Annotated in this window: 18 protein-coding genes; 8 read left to right on the plus strand and 10 right to left on the minus strand. The window is 59.4% G+C overall.

What is annotated here, in order from left to right; translation table 11 throughout:
• Positions 1 to 209 precede the first annotated feature (209 nt).
• The gene (mqo, locus tag SOP97_RS10620) at positions 210 to 1,712 is read left to right on the plus strand and encodes a malate dehydrogenase (quinone) (protein WP_322949184.1); all 1,503 of its coding nucleotides are present in this window, start codon (positions 210 to 212) and stop codon (positions 1,710 to 1,712) included.
• 73 nt (positions 1,713 to 1,785) lie between these two features.
• On the opposite strand, the gene SOP97_RS10625 is transcribed toward mqo, so the two are convergent.
• The 3 genes from SOP97_RS10625 to SOP97_RS10635 all read right to left on the minus strand — a co-directional run bounded on the left by SOP97_RS10625 (position 1,786) and on the right by SOP97_RS10635 (position 3,073).
• The gene (locus SOP97_RS10625; RefSeq protein ID WP_322949185.1) at positions 1,786 to 2,148 is read right to left on the minus strand and encodes a PilZ domain-containing protein; all 363 of its coding nucleotides are present in this window, start codon (positions 2,146 to 2,148) and stop codon (positions 1,786 to 1,788) included.
• 60 nt (positions 2,149 to 2,208) lie between these two features.
• On the minus strand, positions 2,209 to 2,631 hold the full coding sequence (locus SOP97_RS10630; RefSeq protein WP_322949186.1) for a DUF4124 domain-containing protein: 423 nt from the start codon (positions 2,629 to 2,631) through the stop codon (positions 2,209 to 2,211).
• Positions 2,632 to 2,698: 67 nt separating this feature from the next.
• Complete coding sequence (locus tag SOP97_RS10635; protein WP_322949187.1) at positions 2,699 to 3,073, minus strand: tetratricopeptide repeat protein; 375 nt, start codon at positions 3,071 to 3,073, stop codon at positions 2,699 to 2,701.
• Between the two features lie 172 nt (positions 3,074 to 3,245).
• On the opposite strand from SOP97_RS10635, the gene pyk reads away from it, so the two are divergent.
• Positions 3,246 to 4,697: a pyruvate kinase gene (pyk, locus tag SOP97_RS10640; protein WP_322949188.1), complete on the plus strand. Its 1,452-nt coding sequence runs from the start codon at positions 3,246 to 3,248 to the stop codon at positions 4,695 to 4,697.
• 203 nt (positions 4,698 to 4,900) lie between these two features.
• Here pyk and SOP97_RS10645 read toward each other — a convergent pair whose 3' ends face one another.
• From SOP97_RS10645 to SOP97_RS10655, 3 genes are read right to left on the minus strand one after another with little or no spacing between them, the layout of a single operon-like run.
• Complete coding sequence (locus SOP97_RS10645; RefSeq protein WP_322949189.1) at positions 4,901 to 5,674, minus strand: enoyl-CoA hydratase; 774 nt, start codon at positions 5,672 to 5,674, stop codon at positions 4,901 to 4,903.
• 46 nt (positions 5,675 to 5,720) lie between these two features.
• Entirely contained in the window at positions 5,721 to 6,662 is a 942-nt protein-coding gene (locus tag SOP97_RS10650) for an iron-sulfur-binding ferredoxin reductase (protein ID WP_322949190.1), read from the minus strand.
• On the minus strand, positions 6,655 to 7,782 hold the full coding sequence (locus SOP97_RS10655; protein WP_322949191.1) for a GGDEF domain-containing protein: 1,128 nt from the start codon (positions 7,780 to 7,782) through the stop codon (positions 6,655 to 6,657). The genes SOP97_RS10650 and SOP97_RS10655 overlap by 8 nt, the downstream gene beginning before the upstream one ends.
• A gap of 264 nt (positions 7,783 to 8,046) precedes the next feature.
• Here SOP97_RS10655 and SOP97_RS10660 point away from each other — a divergent pair, with 264 nt between their 5' ends.
• Positions 8,047 to 9,570 (plus strand): fumarate hydratase, encoded by a 1,524-nt coding sequence (locus SOP97_RS10660; protein ID WP_274086251.1) that lies wholly within the window; start codon positions 8,047 to 8,049, stop codon positions 9,568 to 9,570.
• Positions 9,571 to 9,617: 47 nt separating this feature from the next.
• Here the strand turns inward: SOP97_RS10660 and SOP97_RS10665 are convergent, their stop codons facing one another.
• From SOP97_RS10665 to SOP97_RS10675, 3 genes are all read right to left on the minus strand, one after another.
• Positions 9,618 to 9,989, minus strand: coding sequence for a hypothetical protein (locus SOP97_RS10665; RefSeq protein ID WP_322949192.1), 372 nt, complete (start codon positions 9,987 to 9,989; stop codon positions 9,618 to 9,620).
• Positions 9,990 to 10,147: 158 nt separating this feature from the next.
• Positions 10,148 to 10,891 (minus strand): phosphatase PAP2 family protein, encoded by a 744-nt coding sequence (locus SOP97_RS10670; RefSeq protein ID WP_322949193.1) that lies wholly within the window; start codon positions 10,889 to 10,891, stop codon positions 10,148 to 10,150.
• A gap of 50 nt (positions 10,892 to 10,941) precedes the next feature.
• Positions 10,942 to 12,900, minus strand: coding sequence for an LTA synthase family protein (locus tag SOP97_RS10675; RefSeq protein WP_322949194.1), 1,959 nt, complete (start codon positions 12,898 to 12,900; stop codon positions 10,942 to 10,944).
• 105 nt (positions 12,901 to 13,005) lie between these two features.
• Here SOP97_RS10675 and SOP97_RS10680 point away from each other — a divergent pair, with 105 nt between their 5' ends.
• From SOP97_RS10680 to SOP97_RS10700, 5 genes are all read left to right on the plus strand, one after another.
• The gene (locus SOP97_RS10680) at positions 13,006 to 13,689 is read left to right on the plus strand and encodes a response regulator transcription factor (protein WP_274086255.1); all 684 of its coding nucleotides are present in this window, start codon (positions 13,006 to 13,008) and stop codon (positions 13,687 to 13,689) included.
• On the plus strand, positions 13,679 to 14,971 hold the full coding sequence (locus SOP97_RS10685) for a sensor histidine kinase (RefSeq protein WP_322949195.1): 1,293 nt from the start codon (positions 13,679 to 13,681) through the stop codon (positions 14,969 to 14,971). The genes SOP97_RS10680 and SOP97_RS10685 overlap by 11 nt, the downstream gene beginning before the upstream one ends.
• Positions 14,972 to 15,118: 147 nt before the next feature.
• Positions 15,119 to 15,514, plus strand: coding sequence for a diacylglycerol kinase (locus SOP97_RS10690; RefSeq protein ID WP_322949196.1), 396 nt, complete (start codon positions 15,119 to 15,121; stop codon positions 15,512 to 15,514).
• A gap of 355 nt (positions 15,515 to 15,869) precedes the next feature.
• Positions 15,870 to 16,523 carry a TIGR04211 family SH3 domain-containing protein gene (locus SOP97_RS10695; RefSeq protein ID WP_322949197.1) on the plus strand — a complete coding sequence of 218 codons (654 nt, stop codon included), beginning with the start codon at positions 15,870 to 15,872 and terminating at the stop codon, positions 16,521 to 16,523.
• A 270-nt stretch (positions 16,524 to 16,793) separates the two neighbouring features.
• Positions 16,794 to 17,846 (plus strand): GGDEF domain-containing protein, encoded by a 1,053-nt coding sequence (locus SOP97_RS10700; RefSeq protein ID WP_322949198.1) that lies wholly within the window; start codon positions 16,794 to 16,796, stop codon positions 17,844 to 17,846.
• A gap of 122 nt (positions 17,847 to 17,968) precedes the next feature.
• On the opposite strand, the gene SOP97_RS10705 is transcribed toward SOP97_RS10700, so the two are convergent.
• Positions 17,969 to 18,310: an FKBP-type peptidyl-prolyl cis-trans isomerase gene (locus SOP97_RS10705; protein ID WP_322949199.1), complete on the minus strand. Its 342-nt coding sequence runs from the start codon at positions 18,308 to 18,310 to the stop codon at positions 17,969 to 17,971.
• Positions 18,311 to 18,448: the final 138 nt, after the last annotated feature.

The following is an 18,448-nucleotide window of genomic DNA, read 5'->3' on the forward strand; positions in this document are numbered from 1 at the left end:
ACGTGTTTTGAGGTTCACGACTCCAAAAGAGCGTGGAAAAAACGGTTTGGAAAACTTCACAAGAGTGTGGCGAAAATGAACGATCTCGCGGTTGGCATCTGCTCCCAGAAGCCTGCTTCCTTCAACCCTGAACGTCTCACCGACTGCTGATTGCCTGTTTATCCTGGCTGATTAACGTCTATTGAGTGCTGGTTTGCGGAGAAGTGGTAATGGCGCAAAACGAATACGAAACAATGGATGTGGTGCTGGTTGGTGCCGGCATCATGAGTGCGACCCTGGCCGTACTGCTGAAAGAACTCGACCCAGCCATCAAGCTGGAAGTGCTCGACATGATGAGCACCGCATCGAGTGAAAGCTCTTACCCGTGGAACAACGCGGGTACTGGCCATGCGGCCCTGTGCGAACTGAACTACACGCCAGAAGCGGCTGATGGCTCGATCGACATCAAAAAATCGGTGTCCATCAATGCTCAGTTCGAGGAGTCCAAGCAGTTCTGGGCTTACCTGGTCGAAAAAGGTCGCTTTGGCTCGCCCAAATCCTTTATCAGCCCGGTTCCACACTTAAGCTTCGTTCGTGGCCAGAAAGGCATCGACTTCCTGAAGAAGCGCTTTACCGCGCTGACCGCTCACCACGCCTTCAGCGAAATGGAATACAGCGAAGACCGCGCCACCATGGCCGAGTGGATGCCGTTGATGATGCCGGGCCGCGACCCGAACGAGCCCATCGCCGCCACCCGCGTAATGGCTGGCACCGACGTTAACTTCGGCGCATTGACCCTGCACCTGCTCGACCACCTCCGTCAGCAGAACGAAGCCAAAGTCACCTGCAGCCAAAAGGTTGTTGGCCTCAAGCGCAGCGGTCAAGGCTGGCGCGTCAGCGTCAAGAACCTGCAAAACGGCAGCACGCGGGAAATCCAAGCCAAGTTCGTCTTCCTCGGCGCCGGCGGCGCGGCACTGCCGCTGCTGCAGATGTCTGGTATTCCTGAAGGCAAAGGCTTTGGCGGCTTCCCGGTCAGCGGCCAGTGGCTGCGCTGCGACAACCCGGAAATCGTCAAACAGCATCAGGCCAAGGTCTACAGCCAGGCAGCCGTTGGCTCGCCACCGATGTCGGTCCCGCACCTGGATACCCGCGTAGTCGAGGGCAAGACCTCGCTGCTGTTCGGCCCTTACGCCGGTTTCACCACCAAGTTCCTCAAGCGTGGTTCGTTCCTTGACCTGCCGCTGTCGATACGCTTCAACAACATCGGCCCCATGCTGGCCGTGGCGCGCGACAACTTCGACCTGACCCGCTACCTGATCAAGGAAGTGCTGCAGTCCGAAGAGAAGCGCCTGGAAACTCTGCGCGGCTTCTACCCAGAAGCCAAAGCCGAAGACTGGCGCATCGAGATCGCCGGCCAACGCGTGCAGATCATCAAGAAGCATGCAAAAAACGGTGGCATCCTGCAGTTCGGCACCGAACTGGTGGCCGCACAAGACGGTTCTCTGGCCGCCCTGCTGGGCGCATCGCCAGGCGCTTCGGTAACCGTTTCGATCATGCTTGACCTGATCCAGCGCTGCTTCGGCGAGCAGGTGAAGTCTGAGCAATGGCGCACCAAGCTGAACGATATCTTCCCGGCCATGGCTGACGTTTTGGCCAGCGATGCTGAGCGCTACCGCGAAGTGCAGTCGCGCTCCGATGCCTTGCTGCAACTGGAACAAAGCGTTAACGCCTAAACCGCTTAGGTAATAAAAAAACCGCCTTTCGGGGCGGTTTTTTTATTGCGTGTTCAGTCCGCGCAACAAGCATTCAGGCAGAAGTAGTCATCTGCCTGAAACTGAAGTAATGGCGCAGCGCATCGACCATCTCCACATAGTCGGCGGGTGGCGCCACCAGCGCAAAACCCGAATCATAGTAGCCGGGGGTGACATCCTCACGGGACCATTGGCAGGTGGCCGAGAAATCAATGTGGCGCGGCGCATCATGCCCTGGGATTTTCAAACACATATCAAAACGCGCGCCCACCAGCAGGGGAAGCTGGCTGATCAGCAGTAGACCGTCCAGAGAGACGTTACCGATATAGCCCATGGGCTTGTCGGTGATGCGATTGAACACCTTCAGGTAGTACGGCAGCTGATGACGTTCGATGCGGCGCTGAACATGCGTTGGCATAGTGGCAAATCGCTATAAACGGCCATTAAGTATGGCCCCACTACTGCGCTTAAACCAGTTTCAGGAACAGCGTTCGGATACGCGGCCTTGCAGTTGCTGACGGGTGGTATCCATTTGCTTGTCGCTGTAATAACTGCGCTGGCCATCGGCCTCATCCCGGTAGTAGCTACGCCCCTCAGGAATAGAGGCCAGGCGCTTACGCAGCTCGCGACACTCTTGGGCACGCTTGGTCTGCTGCTCGGCTGCAACTGCGGAGGCCTGCGCCTGCTCTGCACGGCGGGCATCGTAAAACCGACTGGTACGCTCTTGCCGCTCACGGGTCAGTTGGTCACGCTCAACCACCTGTGGTTTCACTTCAACCTTTTCCGCCCCCGCGACTGCAGGGCGCTGGCCGAAGTGCACCTGGCCATTGGCATCCGTCCAACGATAAATTTCCGCAGCGGCCAGCCCCGGCAACAACAATAAGCACAACAAAACGCGCATGGATTCCCTCCCGAAAGCCTCAGCTTACTGCCGCGATAAGCCTTCTGTCAGCGATGACGACCAGTGGTCAAGGCTTTGCCGGGCTGACCTTAACCGCCACATCAACCCCCTCATGCCCAAGCTGGCGCAGGGTGTTGATGCGTGCACGGGCACGGTAGGCATATTCGCTCGCCGGGTATTGGTTGATGATGAACTGATAAGTCTGCATGGCATCGACAAACAGCGCCTGACGCTCCAGGCACTGGCCCCGCAGCAGAGAGATTTCGGGCTGCATATAACGTCGCGAACGGCTGTTACGCTCAGCCTTGGACAACGACAAAATGGCTGCTTCGCACTCACCGCGATCATATGCCTCGTAAGCACTATTGAGATCGCGGTCGAACGAATAGCGGTTGCAGCCGGCCAACCCCACTAGCAACAAAACAATCAACAGTATGCGCATAAGCCTCTCCTCCGATGTGCAGTGTATCGACTGCCCTGGGGAATTCTGCAGCAGCGTATCGCGCAATAACTCATGCTGCATCATGTGGCCGCCAGAGGTAGTGCAGTGGAACAATGACTACAGGGTTGCGGCATAGTAGCCTCGTCTGCAGTTGCCATTCAGGAGTCTGTGCATGACCGTTCGCCGCACCAAAATCGTCGCCACCCTCGGCCCATCGAGCAACAGCCCCGAGGTTCTTGAACAACTGATCATCGCTGGGCTAGATGTTGCCCGCCTGAACTTCTCCCACGGCTCGCCCGACGAGCACAAAGCCCGCGCCAAGCTGGTGCGCAAACTGGCCGCCAAGCACGGTCGCCACGTAGCCCTGCTGGGTGACTTGCAAGGCCCGAAAATACGCATCGCCAAATTCGCCAACAAGCGCATTGAGCTCAAGCTCGGTGACCGCTTCACCTTCTCCACTAGCCATCCGCTGACCGCCGGCACGCAAGACATCGTCGGCATCGACTATCCGGACCTGGTCAAGGATTGCGGCGTCGGCGACGAACTGCTGCTCGACGATGGCCGTGTGGTCATGCGCGTTGAAAGCGCCACCAGCGATGCCCTGCACTGCGAAGTGATCATCGGTGGCCCGCTGTCCGACCATAAAGGCATCAACCGTCGCGGCGGCGGCCTGACTGCGCCAGCCCTGACCGAGAAAGACAAAGCCGACATCAAGCTCGCCGCCGAGATGGAGCTGGATTACCTGGCCGTGTCCTTCCCGCGCGATGCCGACGATATGCACTACGCGCGCAAGCTGCGTGATGAAGCCGGCGGCACCGCCTGGCTGGTGGCCAAGATCGAACGCGCCGAAGCCGTAGCCGACGACGAAACCCTCGACGGCCTGATCCGCGCCAGTGACGCGGTGATGGTGGCCCGTGGCGACCTGGGCGTGGAAATCGGCGATGCCGAGCTGTGCGGCATCCAGAAGAAAATCATCCTGCACGCACGCCGCCACAACAAGGCGGTGATCACGGCGACGCAGATGATGGAGTCGATGATCCAGAATCCGATGCCGACCCGTGCGGAAGTCTCCGACGTGGCCAACGCCGTGCTCGACTACACCGATGCGGTGATGCTCTCGGCGGAAAGCGCCGCCGGTGCCTACCCGCTGGAAGCCGTGCAAGCCATGGCGCGCATCTGCCTGGGCGCGGAAAAACACCCAACCAGCAAGAAGTCCAGCCACCGCATGGGCACCGAGTTCGAGCGTTGCGACGAAAGCATCGCCCTGGCGGCCATGTACACGGCTAACCACTTCCCCGGTGTGAAAGCGATTATCGCCCTCACCGAAAGTGGCTACACGCCGCTGATCATGTCGCGTATCCGTTCTTCGGTGCCGATCTTCGCCTTCTCCCCGCACCGCGAAACCCAGGCCCGTGCGGCCATGTTCCGTGGCGTCTACACCGTGCCGTTCGACCCAGCCGCCCTGCAACCGGCGGAAGTCAGCCAGGCCGCGGTGGACGAGCTGCTCAACCGCGGCGTGGTGCAGGCCGGTGACTGGGTGATCCTGACCAAGGGCGACAGCTACCACACCATCGGCGGCACCAACACCATGAAGCTGCTGCATGTAGGTGAAGCACTGGTGTAAGAGCCTGTTTATGATCTGCTGCGCGTCGGCCCTGCTGCGTTAAAAACAGGCTCGGAATGCTCATGTACAACAGTACACTCCGCTTCCTCGCCTGTTTTTGCCTTGCAGGTCTCTAGCTCGCGAGATCGTAAAAAGGCTCTAGGCTACCCAGCGCAGTGCAAAAGGCCGCTCAATCGAGCGGCCTTTTTATTTGCCTCAGGGCATCAGGCGAACTTGCTGAAATCCGGCGTGCGCCGCTGCATAAAAGCTGTCAGCGCCTCGATGGCTTCCGGCGAGCGCAGGCGTTGACCGAACAGCGCGCCCTCCTCCTCGATCACCCGGCGCAGTTGCTCACGATCCGGCGCGCGCATCAGGCGTTTGCTATCCGCCACTGCAGCCGGTGCCAGTTGCTGAAAGCGCAGGGCCATTTCGCGGGCCTTGGCCAGGGTTGCCTCACCGCCGTCCAGCGCCTGATTGGCGACACCCCAGGCTGCGGCCTGCTCACCGGTAAAGCTCTGCCCAAGCAGCAGCAATTCTGCAGCGCGGGCGTGGCCGAGCAGGCGCGGCAGGATAAGGCTGGAACCGTATTCAGGGCACAGGCCCAGGTTGACGAAAGGCATCTTCAGCGTGGCCTCGCGGCTGACATAGACCAGATCGCAATGCAGCAACATGGTCGTACCAATGCCCACCGCAGGGCCGTTGACCGCGGCCACCACCGGCTTGCTGAACTCGAACAGCGCCTGCATAAACTGGAACACTTCGCTGTTGAGTCCAGTCGGTGGTGCCTGAATAAAGTCGGCCACATCATTGCCGCTGGTGAAGCAGCTCTCGCCGCCAGTGATCAGCACGGCGCGCACGCTTTTATCCTGATCAGCCTGCGCCAATACTTCGGCCATGCCGCTGTACATGGCGCGGGTCAGGGCATTTTTCTTGTCGGGGCGGTGCATGCGCAGGGTTAGCACCCCTTGTTCACGCTCAACCAGCAGATGCTCGCTCATCACTAATCCTCACGGTAGGCCACCCGCGAGCTGATCACCGGAACGGCTAGCGCGCGTGAGGCAAAAATATGTCAGCGAAAACCTGACTACGCGGCAAACCCGCCAGATACAGACGGCGCGCAAAGGTTTCGACACTGTCAGGGTGGCCGCAGAGTAAGGCGATGGTTTGCCGTGAAACAAGGCGCAGTTCGGCCAAAGCAGCCGGCAACTCGGCCGCCACAACAAGCTCGACTTGCACCTGCGGATGGCTGACGGCCAATGCTCGCAAGGGTTCGGCCAAGTAATGCGCGGAAGCATCATGGGCCACGTGAATAACCCGAATAGCCCCCTGATGCTGCTGACGCAGCGCCTCGCGCAGCACGCCATACAACGGTGCCAAGCCCGTACCTGCGGCTAACAGCCAGAGCGGCCTGGCTTGCCAATCGGGATCATAGTGCAACGCTGCACCGCGCAACTCACCCAAACGGAGGTTGTCGCCCGGCTGAAAAGCCCGCGCTGCTGAGGCAAATGCGCCACCCTGACGGCAATCGATATGAAACTCCAGCCAGGCATCCTCCCCCGGCACGCTAGCCAATGAGTAAGGCCGGGCAATCCCGCTGGGGGTCCAGAGTTGCAGGTGCTGGCCGGCGCCGTAACGCACTGGCTGCGGTGGGATCAGACGCAGGCGCAGGACATCGCGGCTTAGCCAATCGCAGCTGTGAATGACCGCCGGAACCGCATCACGCAACGGATCGAATACCTCAATCTGCACGTCATCCACCACTCGACATTGGCACGCCAGCCGCCAGCCCTGCTCACGCTGCGCTTCGTCCAGAGCCTCAGGCTTGGCATCAAGCAACTCGCCACGCACGCAACGCACCAGGCAGGCATGGCAGCTGCCGGCGCGGCAGCTATAGGGCACAGCGATACCAGCAGCCAACAAGTTATCCAACAGGTTACTGGCAGGGGCGACTTCGAGGCTGCGTTCAGCGGCCCGTAACTCAGGCATCCACATCCTCCCAGGTCGCCGCGCAACGGTTACGCCCATCACGTTTGGCCTGGTACAGCGCCTGATCGGCACGCTGCAGGGCCTCATCAAGGTCATCGTCAGCGCTCAGCAAGGTCATGCCAATGGATACACTCAGATTGGCCACCTGCACGCCCAGCGGCTCGGCGCGGCTAAAGGCTTCGCGCAAGCGTTCGCAGCAGGCCGTGAACTGATCGGCTTCGGTATTGGGTAACAGCAAGACAAATTCCTCACCGCCATAACGCGCCACCACATCGCCATCGCGCAGGCAGGCGCGGGCAACAGCGGCAAACGTTTGCAGGACACGATCACCCGCCGCGTGACCGTGAATATCATTGATGCGCTTGAAATGGTCGAGATCCAGCAACGCCAGGCCATGCTGACGGTCACCTCGCAGATTTTCCAGCTCGCAACTGGCTAAGCGCAAAAAGTGCCGACGGTTGCACAACCCGGTTAACTCGTCAGTCGCGGCCAGGTCTTCCAGCTGGCGCATCATCCCGCGCAGTGTGTCCTGGTGGGCTTGCAGGGCGAAACGGCGCTGACGCATTCGTTGGCGCATGGCCTGAGCATAACTGGCAAACAGACAAAGCCACACCAGCACCACAGCCAATACACAGGCCTGCATCAGCGCCATACGCGGCGCACGCAGCTGCAGGGTATAGGCCTCATACAGGTTCAACCCGGCAAAGCCCAGAAAGGCAACCAATGCGCAACGGGCAAAGACCTTGGGCGGCAACTGAAACACGCCGAACAGCAAAATCAGCATGTACATCACCAACAGGCTGCCGCGCCCCTCGCTGAACTGCGATAGCAGCGCTGTGAGCCAGAGCAATGCCACCAGCACCTGAGGCTCAGTCAAACTAGGATCGGCAAGGCGTAGATTGAGGCGCGACAGAAACAGCCCGAGAAAAACTAATTGGCTGAACGTCGCCAAAGCGCCGATACCCAGTACGGCTAACGGCGGCGCATTAAACAACCCGGCAAACACGCCAACGCCGCACAACAGCCCGGTCAACACGTAAGTGCCTACGGCCATGCCGAAACGCTTTAGCAGTAGGCTTTGCAAGCTGCGTCGGGTACCTGCTTGACTGCTTGGGGTCATAGGAATTATGGGCTCCATCCCATACTGGCATCTAGCCGCTACTCTACCCCTGCGATTGCAGCATGCCTAGTCAATTAATCGACGTCAGTAACCGATCAGCGCCCATGATCTAAGCCTGCCGAGGTGTCCGCCAGGCCACGTGCACGGTATACTTTCGCGCCTTTTTATCTTGTCCTCTGGCCCTGATAAGCCTGCGCCGGGTATGCCCCCTGCGCGCTTCGAAGTTCCTGCCCTACTCCTACCCATATAAAGGGAGCGCATAGCATGACCGTGATCAAGCAAGACGACCTGATTCAGAGCGTCGCCGACGCCCTGCAGTTTATTTCCTACTACCACCCCGTAGACTTTATCCAGGCCATGCATGAGGCCTACCTGCGCGAAGAATCGCCCGCTGCGCGCGACTCCATGGCACAGATTCTGATCAACTCACGCATGTGCGCCACCGGCCACCGGCCGATCTGCCAGGACACCGGCATCGTCACCGTCTTTATCCGCGTGGGCATGGATGTCCGCTGGGATGGCGCGACCATGGGCGTCGACGACATGATCAACGAAGGCGTGCGCCGCGCTTACAACCTGCCGGAAAACGTCCTGCGCGCCTCGATCCTAGCCGACCCAGCCGGTGCACGGAAGAACACCAAGGACAACACCCCAGCAGTCATCCACTTCTCCATCGTCCCTGGCGACAAAGTGGAAGTGGACGTTGCTGCCAAAGGCGGTGGCTCCGAGAACAAGTCGAAGATGGCCATGCTCAACCCGTCCGACTCGATCGTCGACTGGGTACTCAAGACCGTCCCGGAAATGGGCGCCGGCTGGTGCCCGCCAGGCATGCTCGGCATTGGCATCGGCGGCACCGCCGAAAAAGCCGCAGTCATGGCCAAGGAAGTGCTGATGGAGTCCATCGACATCCATGAGCTGAAAGCCCGCGGCCCACAGAACAAGATCGAGGAAATGCGCCTCGAACTGTTCGAGAAAGTGAACCAGCTGGGCATCGGCGCCCAGGGCCTGGGCGGCCTGACCACCGTGCTCGACGTGAAGATCATGGATTACCCGACCCACGCCGCCAGCTTGCCGGTGTGCATGATCCCCAACTGCGCGGCCACCCGTCACGCCCACTTCGTGCTCGACGGCACCGGCCCAGCCGAGCTGGAAGCGCCGGACCTGTCCGCCTACCCGGAAATTGTCTGGGAAGCCGGCCCGAGCGCGCGCCGCGTTGACCTCGACACCCTGACCCCAGAAGACGTGCAGAGCTGGAAGCCGGGTGAAACCGTGCTGCTCAACGGCAAGATGCTCACCGGCCGCGACGCCGCGCACAAGCGCATGGTCGATATGCTGAACAAGGGTGAAGAGCTGCCGGTCGACCTGAAAGGCCGCTTCATCTATTACGTCGGCCCGGTCGATCCGGTACGTGAAGAAGTGGTCGGCCCAGCTGGCCCGACCACCGCCACGCGGATGGACAAGTTCACCCGGCAGATCCTCGAAAGCACTGGTTTGCTCGGCATGATCGGTAAATCCGAGCGCGGCCCGATTGCCATCGAAGCGATCAAGGACAACAAGGCCGTGTACCTGATGGCTGTTGGCGGCGCCGCTTATCTGGTCGCCCAGGCGATCAAGAAGTCGCGCGTGGTGGCCTTCGCCGAACTGGGCATGGAAGCCATCTACGAGTTCGACGTGAAAGACATGCCAGTCACCGTGGCAGTCGACACCAAGGGCGAGTCGGTGCACATCACCGGTCCAGCGATTTGGAACAAGAAGATCCACGACAGCCTGGCGGTCGAGATCAAGTAAGCATTACAGCGTTAACACAAACCCGGCCAAGTGCCGGGTTTGTTGTTTTAGCGACGCCGCAATGCCTGCGCCATGGACTGATCAACGTGCGTGCGCCACTCGCGGTCACGCCAGTCGTCGTCATGCCATTCACGCTCAAAGGCGCTTTGCTGGGTGGCCTGACATTGGCGAAAACCATCGTCCCAGCCCTGGGCATACAGCGGCGCTGCCAGGTAACGCGGCACATCCTTACGAAAAGCATCAAGCGCGCCTGCTGCTTGCCGGCCACTGCTGCAACCCGCTTCAAAACCATCAATAAAGGCCGGCGGATAACCTTCGGCCTGCATCTGCTCGCGGGTATTTTGGCAAGCGCACAGCAACACTGCAGCCACGCCAAGCGCGGCCATTCTTAAGCGGCTCAAAGCAGGCAGGCAGATCATCCGCTGCCGCCTCAAGCGCCCTGGGTAAGCGAGCATAGCGGGCTTGGCAAAACAGCCTCTGCACTCCAGGCCATGCTGTAAGGCAGTGCCACTAAGGCGAGCGTAAAGAGCAGTGCGGCAAAACCAAGACGACACAGGTAACCAATGCGTGCCATTGACTAGCCCTCCAGCGGTTTAAGTACAGGTTGTTCGGCGTGCTGAGGCAGCGGCGCGCGATAGAGCACCCAGCGATAGCAGAGCAGGCAAATCGTCCAGTCGAAGAGCAAGGTCCACAGGTTGTGCGACATAAAGTGCGCGCCCTGCATCATCCTTCCCAACGAAAACACCGCCCCCAGTCCCAACGCGAATACCAACGCCACACGCGCACTGCGTGGGCGCTTGTCACGCAGGAGAAAAAACAGCGCCAGCAAGGAGAACCCCGAGGAGGCATGGCCACCCGGCCAGCAACGACCTGGATTATCCGTTGCTGCGCGCTCGCTCAGCAGCGGGGTAAAGGTCTCCGTGCCGCCAAACTCACTCAAGCTCCAGGGGCAATGCACAGCGGTGAGCGCCTTCAAGGGCGTAACCACACTGGTCGAGATCCCCAGCGCCAGGACCAGAAAGCCCAACGAGCGCCGCCACACCCTAAAACGGCTGGGTAACAGGCTGATGACAAAGCCAATAATGGCCAGCACGCCAAACACGATAACCAGCTGCTTGGCCCGGTCGTGCAGGATGTCTTCCAACCAAAAGCTGTGTTTACCAATAAAGCCCTGGCCTGGTTGGTAGAACAGGCGCTCGATGGCGAAATCCAGGCCGCTGGGGTCAAGCAGTAACAGCAACGCCATCAGCAGCAGAGGGATGCCCAGGCCCAGCCGGAAATCAAAATAACGCGAGAACTCAGTAGACCGATTGGCCCGCATAACGGTGCTCCAGCCAAGGCAATGCGCGGCAGTGCCTGAAAGCTTTAGGATTAACGCTTACTCAGTCGCTCGCCAGGCAACAGGGTCGGCCGCCAGGCCATCAGGTGTTCTTTAAAGGCGTGGCTAGCGCCTTGGTAATAGGCGATGTTGCGACGCTGCAGCGCATCCGTGGCATCCACTGCAATCTCATGGCTCAGGCCGAGCGCATCATCATGGCGGCGCATGTTTTTACGCGGGCTCAGAATCGCCAGGCTGGAACCGTCGAACAGCCCCAGGTGCTGATAGTTACCCAACAGCGCACGCCCTGGCGCACGGTCATCGCGCAGCACATTGCGGCCGAAGAAGGTCGAGACATAGTCCATATTCAGCAGGCCCAGTAGCGTGGGCGCCAAGTCAATCTGACTGGCTACGTCATTGAGTTCGCGTGGTTGGATATGCGCCGGGGCGTAAATGAACAACGGGATGTGGTAATTGGCCACGGGCAAGTCTTCTTTGCCGGCACTGCCCGCCGTGTGGTCTGCGATAAAAATAAACACCGTCTGCTTGAACCAGGGCTTATCCCGCGCCTGGGCAAGGAATTGACCGATGGCATAGTCGGTGTACTTCACCGCCCCTTCGCGGCCATCGCCGGACGGGATGTCGATGTGACCTTCCGGGTAGGTATACGGCCGGTGATTAGAGGTAGTCATCAACTGCAGAAAGAAGGGTTTACCGGCAGCATGATCTGCATCGGCCACCTTCAGCGTCTGCGTGTAGATGTCCTCATCAGACATGCCCCAGGCGTTTTGAAACACCATATCCGCCTCGGCGACGCTGCTCTGGTCAACGATGCGATAACCATTGCCGCCGAAGAAGGCATTCATATTGTCGAAATAGCCGCGCCCACCGTAGATGAACACGCTGTCATAACCCTGCGCGCTGAACTGCTGTCCGAGGCTGCCGTAGCCAGACTCACGGCCGATACGCTTGACGATGGAGCGCCCCGGCGTTGGCGGCATGGACAGGCTAATGGCCTCCAAACCACGATCGGTTCGCGTACCCGTGGCGTAGAAATTACTGAAACTCAGGCTCTGCTGGCGCAATTGATCCAGATTTGGGGTCAAGCCACGGTTGTCACCGAAGCTGCCCAGGTACTTGGCACTCAGGCTTTCGATGGTCACCAGCACCACGTTCAGCCGCTCGGGCTTGCCCGGGTTGTCGATCACCCGGCGGATGTCTTGCGGGTCACTGCCAATAAAACGCGCATTCGGCTCACGCACCTCATTGCGCAGCAGACCGGCCACGTCAGCATCCGCCAGGGTGGCGTAGAACTGCAGGTAATCCAGTTCGTTATTACGAAACGCGGCAAAGAACTGGAATGGACCATTGCTCGCTAACTCGCGCTGGTAGGCGTTGCCATCCGTGCCACGCGGGGCATCCTGACCAATCAGTGCGCTACTCAACGCGGCCGATAGCAGTATGCCCACCACGCTAAACAGGGCCGGCAAAGTCCCTAGACGCGGGGCATCTAGAGCCGCCAGCACCGGCTTACGCAACAGCGCAGTGGTGGCAATAGCCACGATCGCCAGCATCGCCAGAAGTGGGTAGATCGGGTAGGACTCAAGGATGTTGTTGATCACCTCCTCGGAGTAGACCAAGTAGTCCACGGCAATAAAGTTGAAGCGCACGCCGAACTCATCCCAGAACAGCCACTCCGCCACCGCGGTAAACAGCATGACAAACAGGCTGACCCCGACCACACCGAGCAGCAACTGTTTATGCCAGCGCTGCTGCCACAGGCGGCGCGGACATAGCAGCAGGTACAAGGCAAGCGGCAGGCTGGCGTAGAGCAGGAAGCTCAGGTCATACACCACGCCAACCCCATACAGGCTGAACAACTGCATCACACTGACATTGGCGTCACTCAGGTGAGTGGCCAGCAGGGCACTGCGGGTCAGAAAAAACACCACCAACCATGCCGCGACGATGATCGACAGGTAACGAAGTTGCGCGAAGTGGAGCTGAGGCATCGTATGATCCTGCTTGGATGAACGTGCCGCAGTGTGCAATTGCCTCTGTGAGGCGCTTGTCAAAACAATGTGAAAAAAACGTCAACGCGAAAGGAACACCCGCTCATGCGTATTCTGGTCATCGAAGACAACCGCGATATTCTGGCCAACATACTCGACTACCTGCAGCTCAAAGGCTTTAGCGTTGATTGCGCACAGGATGGTTTGAGCGGCTTGCACCTGGCCAGCAGTGGCCACTATGACCTGATCGTGCTGGACATCATGCTGCCCGGCATTGATGGCTATCAGGTGTGCAAGCGCCTGCGTGAGGATGGCCACAATGAGGTGCCCATTCTCATGCTAACGGCCCGCGATGCCCTGGATGATCGCCTGCAAGGCCTGAACGCCGGCGCTGACGACTACCTGATCAAACCCTTCGCGTTGTCCGAACTGGTGGCGCGCATTGAGGCGATCCTGCGGCGCAGCCAGGGCAGCCGCAAACGCCAGTTGAAAGTCGCCGACCTGGTTTATGACCTCGACACGTTGCATGTCAGCCGTGCAGGGCAGCCACTCAAGCTCAACCCCATCGGCCTCAAATTATTGGCCGTACTGATGCAGAAGAGCCCAGCGGTGATCCGCCGTGAAGCCCTGGAAGAAGCGCTCTGGGGGGACGACAGCCCAGACAGTGACAGCTTGCGCAGCCACATCCATCAACTGCGCCAGGTGCTGGATAAACCCTTCGCGACCCCGCTGCTGCATACCTTGCACGGCGTCGGCTATCGCCTGGCGGAGCATGCCAATGGCGTCTAAGCAACCGTTCGCCAGGCGCATCCTGATCGCCTTTGTGCTGATGACGACGCTGGTCAGCGGCCTTTTTTCGTTGAGTATCGTGGCGGTGGTGCATGTTCTTGAAGAACACCTGGTGTCCGAGGAACTCAGCCGCGAGTTGGATACCGTGCTGCATGAAGACCTCAAATATGGCAACCGCCCTCGCCTGGATTCCAGCACACGCTTTTTTGCCTCCAATCTCGCCGGCTACGCCATTCCCGAGCAATACGCCGGGCTGTCGGAGGGCTTCAATGAGGTATTTGACGGGGACAAAGCTTTTTACGTTTATGTGCAGGAAATCAACGGCAACACCTACCAACTGGTGCAAGAGCAGCACGAATTCGAAGCCCGCGAGCAAGCCCTGTTCAACGTCGTACTCGCCGGCTTTCTGCTGACCGTCGTCGGTGCCTGGGCTTTAGGCCTGATCATGGCGCGCAGGGTCATGGCACCGGTCAGCCGCCTGGCGCAACAGGTTCGCCACCGCGACCAGTTGCACACCCTGGCCCCGCCGCTGGCACCGGACTACCCCGATGACGAAGTGGGCCAACTGGCCGCCGCCTTCGACAGCACCCTGGGGCAGGTACGCCAATCGCTGGAGCGTGAGCGCCTGTTCACCAGCGATGTCAGCCATGAATTGCGCACACCCTTGATGGTCATTGCCACCTCCTGCGAACTGCTTGCAGAAGCCGCCCTGTCACCCCGTGAACGCCAACAGCTTGAGCGCATTACCAGAGCCTGCGAGGAAATGCGCGAGCTGGTGCAGACCTTCTTGCAACTGGCCCGCAGCAAAGCCAATGAAAGCGCTTTTGTTGCAGACAGCAGCCTCACCAGTGTCGCGGCGGCACAAATAGAGCGCTGGGAGCCGATGTTCAATGACAAGGGTTTAGCCTTCCAACATGCGCAAGAGGGCAACGATAACGGCCTCTACAACGCCACCTTCCTCAGTACGGTCATGGCTAATTTGCTGCGCAACGCCCTGCATTACACCGAACACGGCGTAGTTCGCCTGGTGCTGGAGGAAGGCGGCTTTCGTGTAGAGGACAGTGGAGCGGGCATTCCCCACGAGCAGCACGAGCAGATCTTCCAACCCTTCGTACGCGGCCCGCAGGCACGCGGTGAAGGGCTCGGGCTGGGACTGTCGCTGGTAAAACGCATCTGCGCTAAGCAAGGCTGGAGTATCACTGTGCACAGCCGCGCAGAGGGCGGCACCTGCTTCACCGTCAGATTCAACCCACCCGCTAACGAAATTTTCACATCCCCTTAACAGCCTGTTGATGCCCTGACACCTAATGTGGCGAGCGTTCCCCCTTACCGGACGCTCAGCCATGCCTGCCCTGCCTACCCCCAATCGTCTGTACCCCATGGGCGCGCTGCTGCGCCGTACACAACTGCAGAAACTGGAGCTGCCAACATGAACGGCAAACCCACTGCCGAGATGCACGACGCCCTCTCGCTCAAAGGCCGCACCGGGCTGCGGCGCATTCTCGACGCCGGCGGCTATTCGCTGATGGGCTTGCAGGCGGCCTATCGCGGCGAGGCGGCGTTCCGCCAGTTGTTGCTGCTCAATGTCGTGCTGCTTCCGCTGGCATGCCTGGTCGACGTCACACGCACTGAGCGCCTGTTACTGATGCTCGTGCCGCTGCTGTCACTGATCGTCGAGCTGCTCAACTCCGCCATCGAAGCCACCGTGGACCGCATCTCCCTGAGCCTCCATCCACTGTCCAAACAAGCCAAGGACATGGGCAGCGCGGCGCAGTTTATCGCCCTGCTGATGATTGGCCTGACCTGGGGCATGATCCTGCTCTGAGTTAAAAAGTCGCGTTTCCCAACAGCGGCGCATGACCGCCGCCGCGTTGTACATCAGCATCTCAGCTGTTCGAACCCGGCCTACCTTGGGCCGTCAAACAGCCCCAGACAGGCCAATCCAACGGCCTGAACGACGAGGGCTGGGCAACCCTGCACCCAGCGCCGAGTGAACTCTGCGCCCCCGTCGATTGTCTGTCTGCTGTCGGCCCAGCGGGTAGCTTGTATGGCCATTTGCCCACCAGCAGAGCGTTGCAGCACGCCACCTTGCTCATGCACCTGTTTGCGCCCACGCGCCTGGCCGGCTTTATCACACCCGCTGCAGGGTTTCGTTTAATCGCCATGTGAAGATTGCCCCCATGTTCCTATCCCGCCATGCCCCCTCCAGCCTTTCCCCTCTGCACCACCTCGCCATCGGTGCCTGCCTACTGGTCAGCGTTAGCGCGCACGCGCAAGACGATGCCAGCACCACGCGCTGGGTCAGTGACAGCCTGAATACCTATGTACGCAGCGGCCCAACTGACGGCTACCGCATCGTCGGTACGCTGACCTCCGGGCAGAAGGTCACATTGCTGCGCAGCGACGGTAATTACAGCCAGGTACGTGGCGAGAACGGCAGCGCGGTATGGATTCCCAGCCGCGACCTACAGGACGTGCCAGGCCAGGCAGAACGCCTGCCGCAACTGCAACAACAGGTCAGCGAGCTGAGCGCCGAGCTAGACGGCATCAACACCACCTGGGAAACCCGCGTGCAGGGCATGCAGGAAACCCTGGACTCACGCAAAACCCTGATCGATGAGCTGCAAACCGCCCGCTCTGCACTTGATAGTGAGCTGAGCCAGGCCAACTCGGAGCTACGCGAACTGCAGGCGCAACTCGGCGAAGAGAACCAGCAGGTGTTAATGCGCTACATGGCCTACGGTGGCGGTATCGCGGGGGCAGGTTTAATCGCCGGTTTGATCCTGCCGACCCTGCTGCGGGTAAAGCGCAAACGTAATGATCAGTGGGTCTAATGGGCTGAAATCCACTGGCGGTGGGTGAGCACCTTCACCCACCGGCCGCTTTGCGCCCGCAGGGTATGATCGCTCAGCAAATGTAAGGTCCTAGCGGCCAAATCAAGCCACCACAGCCGTGGTTTACGGCACCTTAATGCCAATTGGCTACTGACAAGATCAACCGGGACGATCCACACTACACTTCAAACAGCAGTCTCTGCGGCCTGTAATCAGCCAGGAATCTAATAAAAACCGGCATTCATAACCGGAACCCGAAGGAACACCTAAATGCTAGGGATGCGCTCAAATAACCCACACAAGCGCAACGCTCGCCCCGAGTTTTGGCAGCTTTCCATGCGTTGCTGTCAGATAGCGGCCTGCGTCGATATCGCTTTTTTGTTTATTTTCATCCTGCTGGGCTCCCCCATTCTGGCCTGGGTAAACGTGCTCAGCGTGGCCATGTATGCCTACGCCTACCGTGCGTTCCAGCAACGCCGTAACCGCCTGGCGATTCTACTGATCCGCGCCGAGGTCCTGGTACACGCAGGTCTTGGGACCGTACTGATTGGCTGGGAAAGTGGCTTTCACTACTTCTTGCTCATGTTCATCCCAGCCTTATTCGTGACCATGCGTGCGCGCAGCGCCTGGCTCCTCGCGGCGGGCCTGTGGGCCTACTACGTTGGGCTGGATGTACTGATGTGGTACATCGAACCACTGCAACCCATCTCCTCTAGCGCCTTGCTGGGTGTGCATGTTTTCAATTTGACTGTGGTGTTCTTGATGTTCAGCTATCTGGCGCTGTTCTATGTGAGCACCGTAACCCGCGCCCACAAGAGCCTGGCGCGGATGGCCACAACGGACTCGTTGACCGGCCTGTTCAACCGCCGGCACATGATTGCGCTGACAGAAAAGGAACTGGCGCGACACCATCGCCGTCCCAGCAACCTCACCTTATTGCTGATGGATATTGATCACTTCAAACAGATCAATGATCAATACGGCCACGATATGGGTGACCGAGTGCTAGCGGCGGTAAGCGACTCACTCAAAGGCTCTATGCGTGAACAGGACTTTATTGGCCGTTGGGGCGGCGAAGAGTTTCTTGCGGTATTGCCCGAAACCGACTTTGAACAGGCGGCTGTCAGCGCAGAGCGCATACGCAAGGCAATCGAAGGACTGGTCATAGACTGTGACGGCACTACAGTCCAGGTAACGCTGTCCATTGGCATCAGCCAGTATCGGGCTGAAGAGCCACTCAGCAGCGCCATTGCACGAGCGGATTACGCGCTCTACGCCGGAAAGTCAGCTGGACGCAACAGAGTAGAAGTGGCGACGTGTTGATCGGCTGTATACGGTTGTCGCCCTGAGTGAAGACAACCGCAGCCCAAGGCTGATCGACTCAGTTGCAAGCCCCCGCCTGCCAGCAAGCGCTATTGCTGGCACAGAGCCACAAAAAGCGGCTCTCACTCATCGCGCGTCAGCACTTCCAGCAGCTCAATTTCGAAGATCAGATTGGAATTCGGTTTGATATGCGCGCCGAACTCACGCTCGCCATAAGCCAGATGCGCGGGCACGTACAACTTGCGCTTACCGCCGACCTTCATGCCCATCATGCCGATGTCCCAGCCCTTGATCACTCGGCCGCTGCCAATCACGCACTGGAAAGCCTTGCCGCGGTCATAGGATGAGTCGAACTTGCGGCCATCTTCCAAATAGCCATCGTATTGCGTGGTGATCAGTGCACCTTTGACCACTTCCTTACCGTCACCCAGCTGAATATCTTCGATCACTAATTCGTTATTCATCGCGCTCTCTCTTGTCCACACATGGCAGGTCTAAAAGATAACAGCAGACTCACCCTTACCAGACCACCGCCGGGCCTGATCGGTCACGCATACCTCAACTCCAGCATAGCCAAAGCCCGCGCCTGACTAAACCACCAG

This window comes from Pseudomonas spirodelae (genome assembly GCF_034653255.1).
GTDB classification, from domain to species: Bacteria; Pseudomonadota; Gammaproteobacteria; order Pseudomonadales; family Pseudomonadaceae; genus Aquipseudomonas; species Aquipseudomonas spirodelae.

Excerpts from the sequence above, each read along its gene's own strand:
- SOP97_RS10675 (WP_322949194.1), bottom strand. The coding sequence starts at position 12,900 with ATGCCTCAGCTCCACTTCGCGCAACTTCGTTACCTGTCGATCATCGTC.
- SOP97_RS10645 (WP_322949189.1), bottom strand. The coding sequence starts at position 5,674 with ATGAGCGAGCATCTGCTGGTTGAGCGTGAACAAGGGGTGCTAACCCTG.
- SOP97_RS10650 (WP_322949190.1), bottom strand. The coding sequence starts at position 6,662 with ATGCCTGAGTTACGGGCCGCTGAACGCAGCCTCGAAGTCGCCCCTGCC.
- SOP97_RS10670 (WP_322949193.1), bottom strand. The coding sequence starts at position 10,891 with ATGCGGGCCAATCGGTCTACTGAGTTCTCGCGTTATTTTGATTTCCGG.
- SOP97_RS10705 (WP_322949199.1), bottom strand. The coding sequence starts at position 18,310 with ATGAATAACGAATTAGTGATCGAAGATATTCAGCTGGGTGACGGTAAG.
- SOP97_RS10625 (WP_322949185.1), bottom strand. The coding sequence starts at position 2,148 with ATGCCAACGCATGTTCAGCGCCGCATCGAACGTCATCAGCTGCCGTAC.
- SOP97_RS10700 (WP_322949198.1), top strand. The coding sequence starts at position 16,794 with ATGCTAGGGATGCGCTCAAATAACCCACACAAGCGCAACGCTCGCCCC.
- SOP97_RS10630 (WP_322949186.1), bottom strand. The coding sequence starts at position 2,631 with ATGCGCGTTTTGTTGTGCTTATTGTTGTTGCCGGGGCTGGCCGCTGCG.
- SOP97_RS10655 (WP_322949191.1), bottom strand. The coding sequence starts at position 7,782 with ATGACCCCAAGCAGTCAAGCAGGTACCCGACGCAGCTTGCAAAGCCTA.
- SOP97_RS10635 (WP_322949187.1), bottom strand. The coding sequence starts at position 3,073 with ATGCGCATACTGTTGATTGTTTTGTTGCTAGTGGGGTTGGCCGGCTGC.
- SOP97_RS10690 (WP_322949196.1), top strand. The coding sequence starts at position 15,119 with ATGAACGGCAAACCCACTGCCGAGATGCACGACGCCCTCTCGCTCAAA.
- mqo (WP_322949184.1), top strand. The coding sequence starts at position 210 with ATGGCGCAAAACGAATACGAAACAATGGATGTGGTGCTGGTTGGTGCC.
- SOP97_RS10695 (WP_322949197.1), top strand. The coding sequence starts at position 15,870 with ATGTTCCTATCCCGCCATGCCCCCTCCAGCCTTTCCCCTCTGCACCAC.
- SOP97_RS10660 (WP_274086251.1), top strand. The coding sequence starts at position 8,047 with ATGACCGTGATCAAGCAAGACGACCTGATTCAGAGCGTCGCCGACGCC.
- SOP97_RS10665 (WP_322949192.1), bottom strand. The coding sequence starts at position 9,989 with ATGATCTGCCTGCCTGCTTTGAGCCGCTTAAGAATGGCCGCGCTTGGC.
- pyk (WP_322949188.1), top strand. The coding sequence starts at position 3,246 with ATGACCGTTCGCCGCACCAAAATCGTCGCCACCCTCGGCCCATCGAGC.
- SOP97_RS10685 (WP_322949195.1), top strand. The coding sequence starts at position 13,679 with ATGGCGTCTAAGCAACCGTTCGCCAGGCGCATCCTGATCGCCTTTGTG.
- SOP97_RS10680 (WP_274086255.1), top strand. The coding sequence starts at position 13,006 with ATGCGTATTCTGGTCATCGAAGACAACCGCGATATTCTGGCCAACATA.